This window comes from Acidovorax sp. NN32 (genome assembly GCF_057597245.1).
The window spans coordinates 522549-542770 of record NZ_CP199679.1; the positions used below are offsets into that span (position 1 = coordinate 522549).

Here is a 20222-nt window from a genome sequence, read left to right on the forward strand (position 1 = left end):
AGTCACCAAAGAAAGGGCGACCCCCAGTCTGCGACCCCTTCGCGTTGCGAAGGGGCAAACCTGCGTCGGGACGGTTGCGGGGTGCGCCGTGGAACTCGCTTTGCTGCTGCGCAGCGCCGCTCGGACAGCCACGGCGAGTCAGTTCACGAGGCATGGGCGCTTCGACGCCCATGCTCACCCCGCAACCGCCCCGACGCAGGCGCAGCCAGCAGGGTGGGGGAGCCGAACAGCCAACAGCCGAACAGCCACGCGGGCCATCGCGTTGCTCGGCCGCGGCCGCGCTGCGTCAGCTAGCGTGCCGCCTCATCCGCCGCCATGTTGGCCGCGTGTTCTTCCTGAAGATGCTGCGCAATCTGCGTCCAGGCCAGCTTGGCGTCGGCGTCTTGCGCCCAGGCGTAGCAACTGGCGATGTGCATGGCCGTCACCGCATGGTGCGGGTCGAGCGCAAAGGCCACCTCGCACTGCAGCGCCGCCTGCCGCCACATCGCGGTCGCATCTTCAGATCCTTCTTTCTGCAGCGCATGGGCTTCTGCCACCCACGCCTGCCCCAGGCGAAACGCTGCTGCGTGTTGCTTGGGGTCGGCGTCATGCGCGCGTTGAAACAACACCCTCGCCTCACGCCACAACGCGCGTGCTGCTGCAAAGTCTTGCGTGGCTACGGCCTGTGCTTGTGTGACGAGGGCGTTGCCGGTTTGAAGGAGGGCGGAGGCGGCGTCGCCGGGCATGGGATCGGCGGATGGAAGATTGCTGCGGGTCTTTGGAGGTTTTGCTTGGTGCTACCGGCACCAGCCGGTGACCGTTAGAGAAAGCGGGTACTCAACGGTTGATATGAGGGATCCCGCTAGACGGTTAGACGCCGCTCATCTCGCGGAATTGAAGTTGTGGTGCAGCTTGAACTTGATGTGTTGATTCGTGGCCTCTAGCACCTCAAGTTCTGCTCCTTGATAAGCGATTCGATTGGATTCAGACAGGTCGTACTCAACATTGTTGTTGAAAGCCGGACGCGCCAAGTTGTTTGAAAACTCGCGATAGGCAACATTGATTCTTGACCCTACTTTCCCGTTGTAGATAAGGGTTCGCTGAAAAGCATCTTGGGCGAGGACGGGGCGCTTGACCCACTCAACGTCGCCGGTTGGTTCGCAGGTGAAGTTGTTGTAGACGGAAACAATGCATAGTTCCGTTCGACCATTTCTTGCCATGACCGCCTTGCTTCGGTCTGCGATGAAAATCTTGTCTATGCGCCCAGCTTCTTCATCTCTCGGTGAGAAAAATTCGGACGCCCCATCCTCTCCGTCCTTCAAGTAATAACCAGGCTGAAGGGTGTAAGCGATGCCGATCTTCCGTGCTGACCTCAAGTACAGGGCCTCATGCTCTCGATACTGGCCTTGCTTCAACATGATGTCTCCGATGCGAACAGTGCTTACAACGCCTAGAGGGGGTTCGCTAACCGCGACCGTTCTAGGGGCATAGTTGTAAACCGGCGTGGCACAACCGGAGATGAGGACAGAGAGAGCTATGCAATAGGCGCGTACGTTCATAGATTGGCTCCGGATATGTGATGAAACCGGCAGGCTTTCACTGGGGAATTATCACTTGCGAAAATGTGAGATGCGGCACTCACAGGGCAAAGTTCTGGCTGCGGGAGCGCTTGATTGGTGCATCTCAGGACGCTGTTGATGAGCGATGTGCAGCGTGGGCTTCGAGCCCATATCCACCAATGCCAAGTGACCAATCCTTCAAAACCGCGGCAAATCCGGATGCTTGATCTGCCCCCCTCGCACCAACATCTTCCCGTACTCCGCACACCGATTCAGCGTCGGAATCACCTTCCCCGGATTCAGCAACCCCGCCGGGTCGAACGCATGCTTCAACCCAAACATCTGCGCGTTCTCCTCCGCAGAAAACTGCACACACATGCTGTTGAGTTTCTCCACACCCACGCCATGCTCGCCCGTCACCGTGCCGCCCATGGCAACGCTGGTTTCCAGGATCTCCGCGCCAAACAGTTCGCAGCGGTGCAACTGGTCGGCATCGTTCGCATCGAAAAGGATCAGCGGATGCAGGTTGCCGTCGCCCGCGTGGAACACGTTGGCGCAGCGAAGCTGGTATTTCTTTTCCATCTCCTGGATGGCCAGCAGGATGTCGGCCAGGCGCTTGCGCGGGATGGTCGAGTCCATGCACATGTAGTCGGGGCTGATGCGGCCGCTGGCGGGGAAGGCGTTCTTTCGACCGCTCCAGAAGCGCAGGCGCTCGGCTTCGTCGTTGCTGACCGAAATGGCGGTGGCGCCTGCAGCGCGGAGCACGTCGCTCATGCGGCCGATTTCTTCCTCTACTTCTTCGGGCGTGCCATCGCTTTCGCACAGCAGGATGGCTTCGGCCGTCAGGTCGTAGCCCGCGTGCACAAAGTCTTCGACGGCGGCGGTCATGGGCTTGTCCATCATCTCCAGGCCGGCGGGGATGATGCCAGCCGCGATGACCGCAGCCACCGCGTCGCCCGCTTTGCGCACGTCGTCAAAGCTGGCCATGATGCAGCGCGCCAGCTGCGGCTTGGGGATGAGCTTGACCGTCACTTCGGTGGTCACGGCCAGCATGCCTTCGCTGCCGATCACGGCGGCCAACAGGTCGTAGCCGGGGGCGTCCAGGGCCTCGCTGCCAAATTCCACCGGCTCGCCTTCCACGGTGAAGCCTTTCACCTTGAGCACGTTGTGCACGGTGAGGCCGTATTTGAGGCAGTGCACGCCGCCCGAGTTCTCGGCCACGTTGCCGCCGATGGTGCAGGCGATCTGGCTGCTGGGGTCGGGCGCGTAGTAGAGGTTGTAGGGTGCCGCCGCCTCGCTGATCGCCAGGTTGCGCACGCCACACTGCACCACGGCCGTGCGGCTTTCGGGGTTCAGGTCGAGGATGCGGTTGAATTTGGCCAGCGACATCGTCACGCCCAGGGCGTGGGGCATGGCGCCGCCCGACAGGCCCGTGCCTGCGCCGCGCGCGACCACGGGCACCTGAAGCCGGTGGCAGACCTGCAGCACGGCCTGCACTTCGTCATACGTTTCGGGCAGGCACACCACCAGGGGGCGCTGGCGGTAGGCGGTGAGGCCGTCGCATTCGTACGGAGTGGTGTCCTCGTTGTGCCAGAGCAGTGCGTGGGCGGGCAGCACGCGGCCCAGGGCCTGGACAACCTCGGCCTGGCGCGCGGCGCGTTCGGCGGGTGTCGGGAGCGGGGCGGAAGAAGTGGCGGTGATCATGGCCGCCACTGTAGGGGATGGGGACGGGCGGGGTGTGAGGTTTTCTGCAGGTGTTTGTGAAAAACACCGAGATGCTCACTAATTGATAGCTTCTAGAGCTTGTTGGACAAGCGCTGGGGTTGATTTTTGCCTGAACTTGGTGGAGGAGGGCGCGGCTCGGGCGAGGGCAGCCGAGCAAGGGCCGCCCCGTAGCGAGGGCTGTGTCCCCCTTCCCGGCGCAGCCGAGAGAAGGGGGAAGGCGCCAAAGGCGATTCAGGGGGATGCCTCGACTACGCCATGGTTTTGCGCAGCCACTCGGCAAACGCCGCGCATTCCCACCGGTCCATGGTGCCGGTGCGCCAGCACAGGTAGTGGGCGTGGGGGCTGGCAGTGTCGGTGTCAAACAGGCGCACCAGCGTGCCGTTCTCCAGCCACGGTGCGCCCAGCTTCAGGCGCACCAGCGCCACGCCCATACCGGCAGCGGCGCCGTCGCACATCAGGCCGATGTCGTTGAACTGCGAGCCCTCGCTGGGCTCGGCCCAGTCGAGGCCCGTGGCGGCAAACCAGGTGCGCCAGGGCTCCAGCGGGCTGCGCAGCAGGGGCACGCCCTCCAGGTCTTCGGGGCGGTCAAAGGGCCCGTGCTCGCGCACGAACGCGGGCGAGGCCAGGGGCGTGACCACGTCGCGGGCCAATTCCACATGCTCCACGTCGGCATAGTGGCCGGGGCCAAAGCGCACCATCAGGTCTGCATCCTCGGCCACCACGTCCAGCAGCGGGATGGACACCTGCAGGGCCAGGTCGATCTCGGGGTAGGCCTCGGTGAACTGGCGCAGGCGCGGGATTAGGATGGTGCGCGCAAACGTGGGTGTCACGGCCAGCTTGAGCCGCCGGCGCCCGGGCGCGGCCGCCTGGCCGGGGAACCGCTGCAGCGCACCCAGACCCTCGCGCACGTGGGCCAAGTAGGCGCTGCCCTCGGTGGTTAGCGAAAAATCGGCCCGGCCAAACAGCCGCACGCCCAGGATCTGCTCCAGCTGCTTGACGCGGTGGCTGACCGCGCTGGGCGTCACGCAAAGCTCGTCAGCCGTCTGCGTCACGCTGCGCAGGCGGGCCAGGGCCTCGAAGGTCAGCAGGCACTGGATGGGCGGGATGCGCCGGGCTGCGTTGCTGAGGAAAGAGGACGGAGGTGCCGTGGCCATGAGATAAGTGTGTGCTTGTGGGTGAGCGAGTGCTTGACCATGAATAGCTCGCGGCGTCCTACAGGGGCGATGAGGTAGGGAGCTAAAGGCTACTGTTGGTGCCCAAAGTGCTTTTCATAGAAACGGGTTTCTTACGAATGCGAATATTGAGCAAGATCGGATGCAGAAATGGCCTTGGCTCCTACCAACTGGTAGTGTCTTTCTTCTACAACCTTCACGCTTCCTTCAACTACCGTCAGTTCGAACATCGCGATACGTTCGTCCGACATGAACTGAGCAGAGACGCAACGGCAAATGAGACCTGGAAAAGCTTGGACACAAAGCGCAATATCCTGCTGGGTCTGTACTACGCCATGCTTGTCAGAACCACCCTTTGCTTGCACAGGGATCACGAACTGGCGCCCGTGCTTGTCCAGTCCCACGTAGATTTCATCTATCTCAATCTGACCGATACCCTTCACTGTGGTCCTGAGGTGATTCTGAAGAGAGTAGGCCGCAATACCGAGGAATACATCGATCAGCCTGTTGTATCGAACTTTCGCCAATAGTGCTTGCTCATCGCCCAAAGCGTAAGCATTGATGATTTCAGGCGTTGAGTCCGGTACTTTGATGGTAAGAAGGTCACTTCTAGGCAATATTCGATTGAGTTGAGCGAGGCGGAAGCGATAGAGGGAGCGACCAGCGCCCTCGATGATCCACTCTAGTCCAGGCTTTGCCGTTCGAAGAATGCTTGCGGGAAACTCGTTGCGATATCGGAAGTAGTAGATCAAATCGCCTAGATTTTTGGGCAAAGTTAAGCCCAGTTCAGCCGCCACACCAACGATCTCGTCCCGAGTGAAGTCAAAAAGCTCGACACCTACAGAGTAATGATTGTGGAAAACGCGTTCAATGATGGCTGCATAGCGGTTGAGGCCCGAAGAGGACGCATCTTCGTCACTGGTGGTGATTTTTCTAGACATAAGCCTCTTCAATGTCCATGGTGAAACTATCCCGCCTCCCGCTACGCGTGCGTTGAGCGATCACATTCCGCGCAACTCCGTAGTGGCGCGAAGCGTCTAGCATATGCAAGGTCAACAATGAAACATCGCCGAGCCGCAGTGCTTTTAAGGGCTTGACGGGTGGCAAACCCAGTGCAGTGATTATTTGAGAAGCTACAGCACGTCCAAGCCGAGGTGGAACACTATTGCCTATTTGCCTGAATCCGTGCCACTTGGTGGCGTGAAAGCGGAACCAGTCAGGATATGAGTGCAACCGCGCAGCTTCGCGAACGGTAATTACGCGCGCGTATATCGGGTGAATGGGGCGAGGGGATGTGAAGGCACCTCTTGCACTGTCTGTGCCAGCGCGCAATGTGTTGCATAGCCCTTTCGGGTGCAGCTTCTTAAATCGACTGACTGGTTCGGTCTCTCCCGCTGGAGTTTCTATGAAGCGGGCCTTGGACGTGTCCGAATGGCGTGTTCGAAGACTACTTGTGAGCAGGTTTTGGTCGAAGTGTCTCTGGTAGCTGAAATCGGTCGGATCGATGAGCTGACCTCTCAGGTACCTTGCATACACTGCGTCAGTATTCCAATGCGCTACTGTTTCATCACGCTCTTGGAGGGATGCAAAAACATCTGCGTCGGGGAGATCTCCAATAGCGTCCCAAACGGATGTGCGCACTGCCTCACCTTTGGGATAGGCTGGCTCAACTTGGTCTGAGCGGGCGCCTATCAAAAATAGGCGCCGTCGATCTTGCGGGACTCCATAGTCAGCTGCATTGAGCACCTGATATGGGGAGATGATTTGATAGCCTGCTGAGGTCAGTGCATCAATCAGTTCTTCCAAAAAAAGGGCGTGCTTGCCAAGAGTGAGCCCTTTGACATTTTCAAAAACGAAATATTTAGGCGCGAGTTCCCGTACCAGTCGGACGTAGTGAAATACCAGTTGATTGCGCGCATCATCTAACGCTCGCTTGCCGATCATGGAAAAACCTTGGCAGGGGGCTCCTCCGAACACCACGTCGATATCTGTTTTTCCAAGGGACGCCATGCGCCGGATGTCATCTCCCGTGATGTCAACAACCGACGCACATATGACTTTCGTATGCGGAAAGTTGAATTCATGCGTCGCGCAGTGAATGGGATCAATCTCTACTGCCGCAGCAACGTCAAATCCCGCTTGCTCAAAGCCAAGGGATAGCCCCCCCGCCCCTGCGAACAGATCTACGCCAATAGGGCGCTTACGCTCTGAAGTATGCATCTTGATGGCTGTAATTAAACACAGCTAGTATCGCACTAGAGTGGCGTTGGAAAGCCCCCTTAACGGAAGACGACGGTCTTGTGGCCGTTGAGCAGCACGCGGTGCTCGCTGTGCCACTTCACGGCGCGGGCCAGCACCTGGCTTTCGGTGTCGCGGCCCCGGGCCGTGAGGTCTTCGACCGTGTCGGTGTGGTCGGCGCGGGCCACGTCCTGCTCGATGATCGGGCCTTCGTCCAGGTCGGCCGTCACATAGTGGGCCGTGGCGCCGATCAGCTTCACGCCCCGGTCATGGGCCTGGTAATAAGGCTTGGCGCCCTTGAAGCTGGGCAGGAAGCTGTGGTGGATGTTGATGGCCCGTCCGGCCAACTTTTGACATAGGTCAAGAGAAAGTATCTGCATGTAACGGGCCAATACCACCAACTCGGCACCTTCGCCCTCGATAATCTCAAGCTGCTTGGCTTCGGCTTGGGCTTTGGTGCTGCCCGTCAGCGGGATATGGTGGAACGGCACGTTGTAGCTGGCTGCCAGCTGATAGAAGTCGCGGTGGTTGCTGATGATGGCGCGGATGTCGATGGGCAGCAGGCCACTCTTCCAGCGGAATAGCAGGTCGTTGAGGCAGTGGCCTTCCTTGCTGACCATGAGCACGGTTTTCATGGGCGCTGCTGTTGCGTGCAGGCGCCAATGCATGTTGTAGGGTTCTGCAAACGTGGCCAGGCGGGCCTTGAGCGTGGCGTGGTCGTGCAGGTCGCAGGCAAACTGAACGCGCATGAAGAACAGGCCCGTGGCGTGGTCGTTGTACTGCGCGGCTTCTTCGATGTTGCCGCTGTGCTCCAGCAAAAAGCCCGAAACGGCATGCACCAGCCCCAGGCGGTCGGGGCAGGACAGGGTAAGGATGTAGGCGTTGGTCATAGCGGTGCGATTGTCGCAGCATGGCCTGAGCGCTTGTCGAACAGGGAAATCAATGACCAATCCGGGCGATGCGTCGCGTATTGTCCCCTGGCGGGGAATGCTGCTGTACCTGGTGCTGGGGGTGGCCTGGGTATTCGTGGGCGACGAGCTGCTGGCCCGGTGGGTGAGCGACCCGGTGCTGCTCACGCGCTTTCAGACCTGGAAGGGCTGGGGTTATGTGCTGCTGACCAGCTGCCTGGCCTGGTGCATGCTGCGCAGCATGCGCCGCGCCGAAAAGGTGCGCGTGGCCATGGCCAGGGAGCTGTCGCAGATCGTGCGCCACGTGCCCGCTGGCATCGCGCGTGTGGCGCCAGACGGGCGGTTCCTGTGGGCCAACAACCGCCTGTGTGATCTGCTGGGTGCGCCGCTGGCGCGGGTGTGCACCCTGAACTTTCGCGACGTGATGCTGGCGGCCGACCGTGAATGGGCGGCGACCCAGCTGTCGCGCCTGCTGGCGGGCGAGATTGACCACTACGTGGGCGAACGCGAATGCCTGCGCCCCGGTGATGGCCGCAAGGTGGCCGTGCTGTGCACCGTAACGCTGGTGCCCGAGGCCGATGCCGAGCCCGCCCACCTGGTCTGCGTGGTGCAGGACCTGGACGAGATCAAGGCCGCCCGCGCCGCACTCAAGAACAGCGAGGCCCGCCAGCGGCTGGCCGCGACGGTGGTGGACAACACCATCGAGGGCGTGGTGGTGACCGATGCGCAAAGCCGCATCCTGTCGGCCAACGCCGCCGTCACTCGCCTGCTGGGCTATACCGAGGAGGAGCTGCTGGGCCAGACGCCGCGCGTCTTCAAATCGGGTCGGCACGACAGGGCGTTCTACGACGCGATGTGGAGCACCTTGCGCCAGACGGGCCACTGGCAGGGCGAGATCTGGAACCGCCGCAAGAACGGCGAGGTGTTTCCCGAACACATGTCCCTGTCGGCCGTGCGTGACCCTGCCGGGCAGATCACGCACTACGTGTGCATGTTCACCGACATTTCTGAAGAAAAGGTGCAGCAGCAGCGGCTGGAGTTCCTGGCGCACAACGATGCGCTCACGGGGCTGTCCAACCGCGCGTGGTTCGGCCACCAGCTGGAGCAGGCCGTGCAGTCAGCGCGCGTCAGTGGAGAGCACATTGCCGTGCTGCTGCTCAACCTTGACCGTTTCAAGGACGTGAATGACAGCTACGGCCATGCCACGGGTGATGAGGTGCTCAAGCACATCGCACGGCAGGTGCAGTCGGCCCTGCGGCCGGGCGACGTGATGGGGCGGCTGGCGGGCGACGAGCTGGCCGTGGTGGCGCGCCACCTGCGCCATGCCGACGGCGCCGCTGCCGTGGCACGGCACCTGATCACCGCCGTGGCCGAGCCCTGGCGTTCGCCCGATGGCTTTGAACTGGTGGCGGGGGTGAGCGTGGGCATCTGCATGTTCCCCGAGCATGCGAACACCACCGAGCTGCTGCTGCAGGGCGCCCACGCGGCGGTGTACGGCGCCAAGGCACGGGGCCGGGGCGCGTGGTGTTTCTTCCACGAGGCCATGACCCAGGCCGCGCGCGAGCGGCTGGCGCTGGAGTCGCGCCTGCGCTTGGCGCTGGCGCAGGGCCACCTGCAGATGTACTACCAGCCGCAGGTGGACATTGCCACCGGCCGCATCCAGGGCGCCGAGGCGCTGGTGCGCTGGAACGACCCGGTGGAGGGCCTGATCTCGCCCGCGCGCTTTATCCCCGTGGCCGAAACATCGGGCGTCATCGGCCCGCTGGGCGAATGGGTGCTGCGCGAGGTTTGCCGCCAGGGCCAGCAGTGGCGCCTGGCGGGCTTGCCCGACCTCACGCTCGCCGTGAACGTGTCACCGCGCCAGTTCCACCTGACGGACCTGACCGGTTGCGCATCGAGCGCGCTGGCCGATTCGGGCTTTCCGCCTGCGCTGCTGGAGCTGGAGATCACCGAAACCGCCCTGGCCGAGCGCACCGAAGAGGCCCGCCAGGTGCTGATGCGCCTGCGCGCGCTGGGCCTGCGCATTGCGGTGGATGACTTTGGCACAGGATATTCGTCGCTCGCGCAGCTCAAGCGCTTTCCCATCGATGTGCTCAAGATCGACCAGGGTTTCATCCGCGACATTCCGCAAAGCGAGGACGACATGGCCATCAGCGCCGCCATCATCGCCATGGGGCACAGCATGGGGCTGTCGGTGCTGGCCGAAGGGGTGGAAACCGACGGCCAACTGGCCTTTTTGCGCGAGCGGGGCTGTGATGCATACCAGGGCTACCTGTGCAGTCGCCCCGTGCCCGCCGATGACTTCGCGGCGCTGCTGCGGGCACAGCCCGTGACTGCGGCACCGTAGGTCACGGTGCTGGGCGCGCCGGGCGCCACTTCTCGCGCAGTTCTGCACAGGCATCGCGGGGTGGCAGGGCAGGGGTTTCAATCACCGCATCCGCGTCGCCTGGTTTGCTTGCTTCACTTTTGATAGCTGTCTGCGCTTTACCGGATTGCGCCAGGGCCACTTTTGACACCAAACCGGCTGGCCAGTGGGTGGGCACTCCCAGGCTGCGCAGCACATGGCCGCCCCCGGCCACCAGTAGCACCGTCTGCCCGGGGCGCAGGGCCTGCTGGGCGGTGCGCGCCATGCTCGCGTCGCGGGCGATCTGGATGCGGGCCATGGGGGCAATTTGCGATTCCGGTAGCAGGCCGCAGTGGCCGTCGCGCAGCGCCTGGTACTGCTGTGCCAGTGCGGGGGCGGGCAGGTGCTGGTCCCAGCGGGCCTCGCCCATCGCGGCGCGCATCTGGGCACGCGGCAGGTTGCCACCCAGCACCGGCACGCCAGCGGCCACGGCGGCCATCACCACGGGGCCATAGGCTTTCCACGGCCAGGCGGCGTCGTTCCATTGCAGTGCGGCCTGGGCCTGGGCGTCGGTGGCGTCGCGCGGCAGGGCCTGGGTGCTGTGGCCGCTCTCGGCCATCTCCATCACCACGGCCGCCAACTGGCCTTTTGCGGCCAGCCACAACACGGCTTCGCGCTGCAGGCGCTGGTGGTCGGGCGCATCGTGCTGTTCGCCGAGCAACAGCACATCGGTGGGGAGCAGGGCCTGCAGGCGGTCGGGCCACGCGGCGAGTGGGGTGCTGGGGGGCGTGGTGCCCGTGCTGGCACAGCCTGCCAGTGCTCCCGTGGCTATCAGGGCTCCGGCCAGCAGCAGGCGGGCACAGAGGTGGGTGTCGGGTGGTCGTTGCATGGCGCCATGCTACGCGGGTGAGACTTGACCCAGGTCAAGAGTCGGCGCAAGCTCGGTGCCTACACTGCCCTGCATGCGCACCAAGCCCACCCTGTCCACCAAGCTCCTGGCCATGGGCGCGGGTTTTTTGCTGGTGGCGCTGGCCTCCATCAGCCTCACGCTGTGGGTAACCTGGAAACTCGAAGGCGGCGCCGCCGCAGTCAACGAGGCCGGCCGCCTGCGCATGAACATGCTGCGCATGGTGCTGGTGCTGCAGACCGAGCCCGCCGAGGCGGTGCAAGAGCGTGCCCGCCTGTTCGATGCCAGCCTGGACCTGCTGCGCACGGGCGACCCCTCACGCCCGCTGTTTGTGCCCTGGAGTGACGAGACCCGCTCGCGCTTCGAGGCCATACGCACCCAGTGGGCCCAGGCGCGCAGCGGCTGGGTGACCACGTTGCCCCCCGATCGCGCGCAGACCTTGGCGCAAGCCGATGCGTTTGTGCAGCAGGTCGATGGTTTTGTGGATGCCATCGAGATCCAGATTGCAGGCTGGACGGCGGCGCTGCACCTGTTCCAGCTGTTCATGATGGCGCTGGCCATTGTTGCCGCCGTGACCTTCATGGCCGCAAGCTATCTGCTGGTCATCAACCCCGTGGCGCGCCTGCAGCAGGCCCAGGCCCGGCTGCGCCAGGGCGAGCTCGGCACCCGCCTGCCGGTGGATACGGATGACGAGTTCGGCCAGCTGTCGGCGGGCTTTAACCTCATGGCGCACGCATTGCAGGCATCGCACGACGACCTGGAGCACAAGGTGGTGGAGAAAACCGCCAGCATCGCCGTGCAGAACCAGCGCCTCGCCGCGTTGTATGAGGTGAGCGCGCTGGCTTCCACCGCAAGCAGCCTGGAGCTGCTGGCCCAAGGCTTTGTGCAGCAGATCCGCCGTGTGGCCGGGGCCGATGCGGCGGCCGTGCGCTGGTCCAACGAGGCCAACGAGCGGTATGTGCTGCTGGCTGGTGACGGCCTGCCCCGCACCATGGCCGAGGGCGAGCACTGCCTGCACACCGGCAGTTGCCTCTGCGGCCAGCCCCAGGCCCAGGCGCGCACGCGGGTGATCCCCATCACGCCATCAACCACCGTCGCCTTGCCACATTGCCGCGAGGCGGGTTTTGAAACCATGGTGACCATCCCGGTGCAGATGCAGCAGCGCTTGCTGGGTGAGGTGGACTTGTTCTTCCGCTCGCCCATTGAGCTGACCGATGAACTGCGCGACCTGCTCGAAGCCATGACGCGCCACTTGGCCAGCGCCATGGAAGGCCTGCGCGCCACCGCACTGGAGCGCGAAGCTGCCGTGGCTGAAGAGCGCAGCATGCTGGCGCGCGAGTTGCACGACTCCATCGCCCAGTCGCTGGCCTTCCTCAAGATCCAGACGCAGCTGCTGCGCGACGCCGTGAACCGTGGTGACGAGGCCAAGCGCGACCGCAGCATCAGCGAGCTGGACGTGGGCGTGCGCGAGTGTTATTCCGACGTGCGCGAGTTGCTCGTGCACTTTCGCACCCGCACCAGCGACGAGGACATCGAGTCTGCCTTGCGCGCCACGCTGTCCAAGTTCGAGCACCAGACCGGCATGGCCACCACGCTGGGCATGGTGGGCCATGGCCTGCCGCTGGCGCCCGATTTGCAGATCCAGGTGCTGCACATGGTGCAGGAAGCGCTGTCAAACGTGCGCAAGCATTCGGGCGCCACGCGGGTGGACCTGCTCGTGCACCGGCATCCGCGCTGGCGCTTTGAGGTGCAGGACAACGGCAAGGGCTTCGACGTGGCCACCGTGCCGCCCGATTCGCTGCATGTGGGCCTGGGCATCATGCGCGAGCGCGCCCACCGCGTGGGCGCCGTGCTGCAGGTTGAATCCACCCCGGGCCAGGGCACGCGCGTGTGCATCGAGCTGCCCACGGTGACCGCTGCCACCACCATGCCCCCCCAGCCCGCACCTCCGTCCGCAGCGGCCATAGCGCCCCAAGGCGCGGCGTCTGGCGAAGAACTCACACCCGCCGTGGCCGCAGGCCGGGTGGCCACCACCGCATGACCCCTACCACCGCCATCCCCTTGGCCCCCCCCGCCGGTGCGGGCCACCAACCCCCCGCAGAGCCGCCTGTGACGCTGCTGGTGGTGGACGACCACACGCTCTTCCGCCGGGGGCTGATTGCACTGTTGGGGCAGGACGCGGGCCTGCTGGTGGTGGGCGAGGCGGGCGATGCCGCCGAGGCCCTGCGCCTGGCGCCGCAGCTGTTGCCCCAGGTGATCCTGCTGGACAACCACCTGCCCGGCGTGATGGGCGTGGACGCCATCCGGGGCCTGCGCGAAGTCTCGCCCGCCTCGCGTGTGCTCATGCTCACCGTCAGCGAAGACGGGCAGGACCTGGCCGCCGCACTGCGCAACGGCGCGCAGGGCTACCTGCTCAAGACCATCGACGGCGATCTTTTGGCCCAGGCCATCCGCCGCGCGGCCCGGGGCGAGCCCGTGGTGAGCCCCGAACTCATGGGCAAACTGGTGGCCGCGTTCCAGTCGCAAGGGGTGGCCGAAGCAGCTGCGCTCATCGCCCCAGCCGGGCCCGCCGGGGCGGGTGCGTCCACGCAGCCGCCCGAGGCTGCCAACAACGGCGCCGCGCCCCTGTCCCCTCGTGAGGAAGACGTGCTGCGCGAGATCGCGCGCGGTGCCAGCAACAAGGAAATCGCGCGCACACTCGACATCGCCGAGACCACGGTCAAGATCCATGTGCAGCACATCCTGCGCAAGCTGGGCCTGAGTTCGCGCGTGCAGGCGGCGGTCTACGCATCGGACCGCCAGCGCTAGTGTGCAACACCACACTAGGAGTAGCGCGGCAGTGCAACCGCCGTGGTCGGCCAGGGATTTACGGCTGACCACCCTGCGCGCAAGCCGGTCCACCTGCGCAAGCGCGCGCTGCGCGAGGCCCGGCGCATGAAGCCATCACGCCCGCTACATCGCCAATCGCACATAGCGCGTCGCCCATAGCGCAAAGCGCCTGTCGTCATGCAACCCCTGGGGGTGGGGCGCAGCGCGGGGGAACTTCATAGACTTCTTTCCAGTGTTCTACCTGCCACTGGCCAACGGCCGCATTGCTGAGGAAGCCTCTGATGTCCCCCGAACAAATCCATCTGGTTCGCCAGAGCTTTGCGCAGGTTGCTCCTGTCGCCGCGAAGGCGGGTGCGCTGTTCTACGCCAAGCTGTTCGCCCGCGATCCCGCTATCAGCGGGCTGTTCGCCTCGTCCGACATGAACGAACAGGCGCGCAAGCTGCTGGACATGATCGGCAGCGCCGTGCGCATGCTCGGCCAACCCGAGCAGCTGGACGCCGCACTGCGCGCACTTGGCAAACGGCACGCGGGCTATGGCGTCGAGGCCGCGCACTACGACACGGTGGGCGCGGCGCTGCTCGACACACTGGCCGAAGCACTTGGAGGCGCCTTCAACCCCGCCACGCGCGAGGCATGGGGTGCCTTATATGCCCACGTGGGCACCACCATGCGGGCGGGGGCCGCAGGGGCGTAGCGTTGCAGCGTGGGCGGTTTGCTTGCCCAGGTGACCGATCCTTGTCTGGTTGCACGCCCCGGGGCATGATGCTTTTGTCAGCACCCGGTGCCGGGGCGCTGGCCCCCATCGATACAGGAGCAACAACGCATGAAAATCACCTCCTTGCGCCGCTTCGGCGCAGCCGCAAGCCTGGCAGCAGTCTCCCTTGCTACCGTCTTCGCCTCTGTCACTGCCATGGCCGACACCACCAAGCCGCTGCTGTTCAAGATCGTTACGGTCAAGGACGATGTCATCGTTGCCGTGCCGCCGGACGAGGCCGGTGCCCCGCGCCCCGAAGCCGCCGCCATTGGCCAGGCCCTGGCCGCCAAAGGCGCGCTCACCTTCTGGCAATACGCGACACGCAAGGCAGCCGACGGCGCACTGGAAATGGCCCCCCGGGCCAAGATCAGCGTGCTGGCGCACGACAGCCTGCGCGTTGAGCCCTACACACCAGCGGTGCGGGTTGTGCCGATGCCGTAGTGGCGCTTGGCTGGCCTGGGAGTGTGGGCAGCAGAAGGAGCACCGGCTGCAACGCGCGATAAACCGGTCTCGCGCGGTACTGCCTCCTGCGCCCAGGGGCCCGCTCTGGGCTTGTCGGAAGCACCACGCGATCCTCGGTTTTCGCACGTTTCGCTTCGATGCCTTCTGCCGCTCACACTCCTAGCTGGACCTGCCCTGATCGGGCTGAAAAAGCCGAAGGGAGCGAAGCCCGGGTGTTTCTTCATGAAGCCCCTTTTGAACGGGCTCTTACCCTCGCTCCACCGGAGGCTCCTCAACGGGGCACCAGCAGTCGGGCTTGCAGCTCCAGCCGGTTTTGCACCCCCAGCCGTGTGTAAATCTGGCGGCGGTGGTAGGTGGCGGTGTTGGCGCTGATCCCCATGCGTTCGGCAATCTGCGCCTCTGGCAGGCCCCGCGCCAGCCAGTAGGCCAGCTCGTGCTGGCGCTGCGGCAGCCCCAGCGCGCGCAGCGCGGGCAGCAGGTGCGCCACGCGCGGCACCCGGTGGGTGATCTGAATGCCCACCGCCTGGCCTTCGCCCGCTGCGGCGGCCATCTGCGTGGCGCGCAGGCTGAACCAGCCGCTGGCGTTATGCAGATCCAGCTGCGGCAGGGCCGACGCGGGGCCGGCGTGGCTGTCACCCTGCCGCCCTGCAAAATGCAGGCGCTGCAGCAGCGCCTGCAGCGCCGGGGGCAGCTCTGAGCGGCGGTGCCAGCTGGGGCCAAAGGCCAGCGCCAGCAGCAGGTTGGACTTTGGCGACGTCCACAGCAGCCGCCCCTGGGGCGTGGTCACCAGCATGGCACTGTCGTGCACCACGCTGTCCTGCGTGTCCAGCTCCCCCGGCTGCAGAATCCGCGCCAGCCAGGGCTCCAGCCGCCCCAGTATGGCCAGGTCCCGCGGCTCAAAGCGCGACGCCGCCATGCTGCGGTACAGCTTGATCGTGCCCAGGCCCTCGCCCTGCGGCGTGCGCAGCACCAGGCTCAAGCAATCAAACACTTCCGCAGGCAGAAGCGTCAGGTTGTAGAAATCGCTGCGCAGAAGCTCGCTGACGGGCACGGCCAAAAGTTGCTCCAGCACTTGTGGTCCATGGTCAAAGCGCACAGCCTCCGCAAATTGGTGGCCGCTGCGGCGCATTACTTGGCGCTCGCTGGCCATCACTTCTGGCTCGAAGTATGTGTGGATCGTGGCGCTTCCGACGGATGGCTCCAGATACGCATCCATCCCCCCCTGGCCGCCTGGATAGAAGTAGGCGCCCGAGTCAAACCCGATGACTTGGTGCAACTCGTGCAACACGGGCTCGATGAGCTGAGGCCCGTTGAAATCAAGGCAAGCCATCTGCTGCAGGCGCGCAATGGCCCGCTGCTGGATGCGGGTGAGGGGCATGGAAGGGGCTGAAAGGTTTGCTGCGGCGCATCAACGCAATGCGCGTGCTGCAACGTAGCACATCGAATGTGTCGTTGCCCAACCCCTGGGGGTGGGGCGCAGCGCAGGGGGGCTCCATAAACTTCTTTTCAGCCCAACCCCCTTCCATTGAGGCTTTCATGCTCTCGATGAGATAGCGCGCCTGAAAAGCCAATCCGCCCAGACCATGCCATGAAAAGAACCGATGTTTTCCCCGCCCCGGCCTACCACCCGATCTGTGCTGCGGGTTGCGTGGGGGTGGCCATGCACCACCTGGCGCGGCGGGCCCCATTTGCTCATCAAAAGATAGCTGCTAGCGCTTGTTAGATAAGCGCTGGAGCCACTTTCTATGCAAATTTCACTGACCAGTGTCTTGTCTCTTGCCCGTCTGCACCCGAGGAAATCTATGCCGTCAATAACCCGCTTTGGGCACCCCCCACGTTCGTTTTGGCCCCAGGTGGCCACGGCGGTTGCTGCGTTGCTGCTGTCGGGGGCGGCGTGTGCGGACATGGCGGGGGGGCTGCTGGTGTCGCCCACGTCGCTGAACTTTGGAAGTGTTGCGCTGGGCGCCACCAGCGCCAGTCAGCAGGTCACGGTAACCAACACTACCTCCGCGCCGATCGGGCCGCTGAGTGTGGGCAGTGGAGTTAGTGCTCCTTGGGGTTCCGGTACAGGTTGCAGTGGCGTCACGCTCGCGGCCGGTACGAGTTGCTCCAGCACGTACACGTTTACGCCGACGGCGCTCGGTCCACAGGTGAGCTCCGGAGAGGGCATCACGATCAATGGCGTGAAGGTGCCAATGAGCTTCGTCGGCACTGGTGTGCAGGGTCTGCGGGTCACCCCCACCAGCTTGAATTTTGGTGACGTGATTGTGAACACGACCAGTCCCGGCCAAGTGTTGACGGTGACCAACATCACCTCTGCCCCCGTCACTATTGCAAGCAGCAGCGCTGGGGCAATGGCGCCTTTTGCCTACAGCGGCAACTGCCCTGGCATCACACTGGCCTCGGGCGCCAGTTGTACCTACACCTACACCTTTCTCCCTGCGACCCTTGGAGCAAGAGCTACCCCTGCGGGAACCGAATTTGTCGTCAATGGCCAAGCAACGCCGATCTCCCTTCAAGGCACGGGGGTTGCATCTATCCCCCCGGGGTCACTGCTGGTCACTCCTTCGGCATTTGATTTTGGTGATGTTCCTATCGGGTCCACTAGCGTGCCGCAAGCCGTCACCGTCACCAACCCCACTGGCGCGGCTATTGCACTGAACCTAAGCGGAGGCGGTACAGGCGCTGCGCCGTTCAATACTTTTCAGGGCGACTGTGGCGCGAGCTTGGCGGCGGGATCGACTTGCACGCTGCGCAACTTTTCCTTCAGTCCCATTGCGACAGGGTCGCAAACCGACGGTGCCGCGATTCAGGTCAATGGTGTCAGTTACACCTTTGGCGTTTCGGGTCGTGGCGTATCTGGCGTTACGGTAGGTCCTGCCAATCTGGATTTCGGCCCGGTTCTGGTCGGCGCGGTCAGCCCGCCGCGAGCCATAACCGTGACCAACCCTACGGGTGCGGCTATTTCACTGAACCTAAGCGGAGGCGGTACAGGCGCTGCGCCGTTCAACACTTTTCAGGGCGACTGTGGCGCGAGCTTGGCGGCGGGATCGACTTGCACGCTGCGCAACTTTTCCTTCAGTCCCATTGCGACAGGGTCGCAAACCGACGGTGCCGCGATTCAGGTCAATGGTGTCAGTTACACCTTTAGCGTTTCGGGCATCGGCATCAACGCTGGGCAGTCCCTTATCGCCCCGGTCATCACCAGCGCCCCACCGCCCGGCGGCACGGCAGGCGCACCCTACAACTTCATCGTCACCGCCACGGGCACGACGGCATTCACTTTCTCCGACGCTGGCACGCTACCGCCCGGGCTGACCATCAATCCCAGCACAGGCGCCATCACCGGCACGCCGTCTGCAGCTGGCAGCTACAACGTCACCCTCGCGGCCGCCAACGGAATCCTGCCCAACGGGGTGCAGGCATTCACCATGAACATCGCGCTCGCTCCTGTTGGCAGCGTGACGGCAGTGCCCACGCTGGGTGAATGGGGCTTGCTGTTGATGGCCTGCCTGGTGGGCGGCGCAGGCTGGTGGCAGGTGCGGCGCCGCACCACATCGCGCTGGCCTTCAGCATGAACACGCACACACGCCCTCGGCTGCGGGGGAAGCACCGCCAGCCCTGCGCTGCTGGGTTGCAGACTGCCTTGTGCGTGCCAGGCGGCGCACGGCCCAGTGGGCTCAATGTGCTCTTAAAAATATAGCTTCCTGCGCTTATCGAATAAGCGCTGAAGGCCATTTTTTTATCAAACCACCAATCGGCGACTTCTCTCACTTGGCGACAAACACCATGAAAAAATACCTTGTATTCCTGGCTGCGGCCCTTTTGCAGGCGGGCGCCTGGGCTGCCACTTATACCTACTCGGGATCCACCTATGCGCCCTCGGCAATCACTGACTACACCAATTGCACGGTAGGTACGTGCGGCAACTTCACGGCAGCCATGTCGCAATCGGGTTCATTCACAACAGCGGCCCCGCTACCAGCTAACTTGAGCAACGCCGACATTGCTTCGCTGATCACCAGCTTTTCTTTCAGCGATGGGCTTACCCAATACAACAACTCGGATCCCGAAACCACCTTGTACAGCGCCCAGGCATATACCGATACCAGTGGCGGTGTCTTGGAGATAAATCTCACCTTCTTTCATTGGCAAGCCAGCCCCCATGTGATTGGCTCCCGGATAGATACGATGGTTTTGCGCCAAGGGGTGCGTAAAAATGGCCATTGCCAAGGCGTAGTGTTCCAAACGCCCAGTGGTCAAGATGTGTGCTCAGGTGTGGCTTTCGATGCCTCCAGCAGTGCTATCGGTCCAAATCCTTCCACCATCGGCTCCTGGACTGTCACCGGCCTTCCCCCCGTCGGCGCCACCGCAGTTCCCACGCTGGGCGAATGGGGTCTGCTGCTGCTTGCCTCTCTGATGCTCGGCGCGGGCTGGATGGCGGTGGGTCGTCGGCGCGTGTGAGTGCAAAGCTTGCGGGCACCGGGCGGAGTCAGAGCGTTGACCATCACGGGCGCCCACGGAATACTGCCCAGCGGCCTGCAGGCATGCGCCATGAATTTGCTATCACAAAAGTAGCTGCTACTGCTTTCCAGATAAGCACTAGCGCCAGTTTTTGCATCAATCAACCTCCCCTTCCACTTCGCGCACTTGGCGACCCATCCCCGTGAAAAAGTACCTCGTATTTTTGGCTGCGGCCCTGGTGCAGGCGGGCGCCTGGGCGGCCACTTACACCTACGCTGGTGTTCCGTACGCAGCCGCAGCCATCACCAACTACAGCAGCTGCACGGCTGGAACCTGTGGCAACTTCACGGCGGCGATGGCGCAATCGGGGTCGTTCACCACCGTCGCCCCGCTGCCCGCCAATCTGAACAACGCCGACATCGCTGCCCTGATCACCAGCTTTTCATTCAGCGATGGGCTGACCCCCTTCATCAGCTCGGACCCTGACACCACCTTGGTCGGCGCCCAGGCGTCCACCAATGCCAGTGGGGGTGTGTTGGCGATAGAACTCAACTTCCAGCATTGGGCAGACAGCTCCCATGTGTTTGGCAGTCGCATCGACGTGATGGTCTTGCATCTTCTGGCGCGCAAAAATAGCCAATGCCAAGGCGTCATATTCCCGTCGCCTAGTGGTCAGGATGTGTGCCAACACGTGGATTTCGATGCCTCCAGCAGCCGAGTCACTTTTTCATCCACTGTCGCCCCTGGCACCTGGACCGTCACCGGCCTTCCGCCCGTGGCCGCCAACGCAGTTCCCACCCTTGGCGAATGGGGCCTGCTGCTGTTGGCCTTGTTTATGATCAGCGTGTGCTGGATGACGATGAGCCGCCGCCGCATGTGA

At 63.6% G+C, this 20222-nt stretch carries 17 protein-coding genes and 1 pseudogene; 9 read left to right on the forward strand and 9 right to left on the reverse strand.

From position 1 onward, the window contains the following. Window positions 1–290: 290 nt before the first annotated feature. From ACT89O_RS02495 to purU, 7 genes are all read right to left on the reverse strand, one after another. Window positions 291–725: a hypothetical protein gene (locus ACT89O_RS02495; protein WP_487261711.1), complete on the reverse strand. Its 435-nt coding sequence runs from the start codon at window positions 723–725 to the stop codon at window positions 291–293. Between the two features lie 135 nt (window positions 726–860). Then, complete coding sequence (locus tag ACT89O_RS02500; protein WP_487261712.1) at window positions 861–1538, reverse strand: hypothetical protein; 678 nt, start codon at window positions 1536–1538, stop codon at window positions 861–863. 198 nt (window positions 1539–1736) lie between these two features. Next, window positions 1737–3242, reverse strand: a complete 1506-nt coding sequence (locus ACT89O_RS02505) for an FAD-linked oxidase C-terminal domain-containing protein (RefSeq protein WP_487261713.1) — start codon at window positions 3240–3242, stop codon at window positions 1737–1739. Window positions 3243–3511: 269 nt separating this feature from the next. Further along, on the reverse strand, window positions 3512–4417 hold the full coding sequence (locus ACT89O_RS02510; RefSeq protein WP_487261714.1) for a LysR substrate-binding domain-containing protein: 906 nt from the start codon (window positions 4415–4417) through the stop codon (window positions 3512–3514). Between the two features lie 131 nt (window positions 4418–4548). Continuing rightward, window positions 4549–5376: a hypothetical protein gene (locus tag ACT89O_RS02515; RefSeq protein ID WP_487261715.1), complete on the reverse strand. Its 828-nt coding sequence runs from the start codon at window positions 5374–5376 to the stop codon at window positions 4549–4551. Beyond that, a complete protein-coding gene (locus ACT89O_RS02520) occupies window positions 5369–6655 on the reverse strand; it encodes a DNA cytosine methyltransferase (RefSeq protein ID WP_487261716.1) in 1287 nt (428 codons plus the stop codon). The genes ACT89O_RS02515 and ACT89O_RS02520 overlap by 8 nt, the downstream gene beginning before the upstream one ends. A gap of 59 nt (window positions 6656–6714) precedes the next feature. Then, window positions 6715–7563, reverse strand: coding sequence for a formyltetrahydrofolate deformylase (gene purU, locus ACT89O_RS02525; RefSeq protein WP_176888061.1), 849 nt, complete (start codon window positions 7561–7563; stop codon window positions 6715–6717). Between the two features lie 52 nt (window positions 7564–7615). On the opposite strand from purU, the gene ACT89O_RS02530 reads away from it, so the two are divergent. Further along, complete coding sequence (locus ACT89O_RS02530) at window positions 7616–9928, forward strand: putative bifunctional diguanylate cyclase/phosphodiesterase (protein ID WP_306555897.1); 2313 nt, start codon at window positions 7616–7618, stop codon at window positions 9926–9928. Window position 9929: 1 nt separating this feature from the next. Here the strand turns inward: ACT89O_RS02530 and ACT89O_RS02535 are convergent, their stop codons facing one another. Next, a complete protein-coding gene (locus ACT89O_RS02535) occupies window positions 9930–10814 on the reverse strand; it encodes a ChaN family lipoprotein (RefSeq protein WP_055398419.1) in 885 nt (294 codons plus the stop codon). A 73-nt stretch (window positions 10815–10887) separates the two neighbouring features. Here ACT89O_RS02535 and ACT89O_RS02540 point away from each other — a divergent pair, with 73 nt between their 5' ends. The 4 genes from ACT89O_RS02540 to ACT89O_RS02555 all read left to right on the forward strand — a co-directional run bounded on the left by ACT89O_RS02540 (window position 10888) and on the right by ACT89O_RS02555 (window position 14857). Next, a complete protein-coding gene (locus tag ACT89O_RS02540; protein ID WP_487261717.1) occupies window positions 10888–12873 on the forward strand; it encodes a type IV pili methyl-accepting chemotaxis transducer N-terminal domain-containing protein in 1986 nt (661 codons plus the stop codon). Then, window positions 12870–13640 (forward strand): response regulator, encoded by a 771-nt coding sequence (locus ACT89O_RS02545; protein ID WP_255484802.1) that lies wholly within the window; start codon window positions 12870–12872, stop codon window positions 13638–13640. Before ACT89O_RS02540 ends, ACT89O_RS02545 begins: the two co-directional genes overlap by 4 nt. Before the next feature lie 302 nt (window positions 13641–13942). Beyond that, a complete protein-coding gene (locus tag ACT89O_RS02550; RefSeq protein WP_055398421.1) occupies window positions 13943–14356 on the forward strand; it encodes a globin family protein in 414 nt (137 codons plus the stop codon). A gap of 129 nt (window positions 14357–14485) precedes the next feature. Then, the gene (locus tag ACT89O_RS02555) at window positions 14486–14857 is read left to right on the forward strand and encodes a hypothetical protein (protein WP_487256753.1); all 372 of its coding nucleotides are present in this window, start codon (window positions 14486–14488) and stop codon (window positions 14855–14857) included. A gap of 292 nt (window positions 14858–15149) precedes the next feature. Here ACT89O_RS02555 and ACT89O_RS02560 read toward each other — a convergent pair whose 3' ends face one another. After that, window positions 15150–16256, reverse strand: coding sequence for a helix-turn-helix transcriptional regulator (locus ACT89O_RS02560; RefSeq protein WP_487261718.1), 1107 nt, complete (start codon window positions 16254–16256; stop codon window positions 15150–15152). 424 nt (window positions 16257–16680) lie between these two features. Between ACT89O_RS02560 and ACT89O_RS02565 the strand changes: the two are divergent. From ACT89O_RS02565 to ACT89O_RS02580, 4 genes and pseudogenes are all read left to right on the forward strand, one after another. Continuing rightward, window positions 16681–17013, forward strand: a pseudogene (locus tag ACT89O_RS02565) (choice-of-anchor D domain-containing protein); the annotation flags it as partial. Between the two features lie 60 nt (window positions 17014–17073). After that, window positions 17074–18456 (forward strand): IPTL-CTERM sorting domain-containing protein, encoded by a 1383-nt coding sequence (locus ACT89O_RS02570; RefSeq protein WP_487262809.1) that lies wholly within the window; start codon window positions 17074–17076, stop codon window positions 18454–18456. A gap of 211 nt (window positions 18457–18667) precedes the next feature. Next, entirely contained in the window at window positions 18668–19342 is a 675-nt protein-coding gene (locus ACT89O_RS02575; protein WP_487261719.1) for an IPTL-CTERM sorting domain-containing protein, read from the forward strand. Window positions 19343–19544: 202 nt separating this feature from the next. Beyond that, complete coding sequence (locus ACT89O_RS02580) at window positions 19545–20222, forward strand: IPTL-CTERM sorting domain-containing protein (RefSeq protein ID WP_487261720.1); 678 nt, start codon at window positions 19545–19547, stop codon at window positions 20220–20222.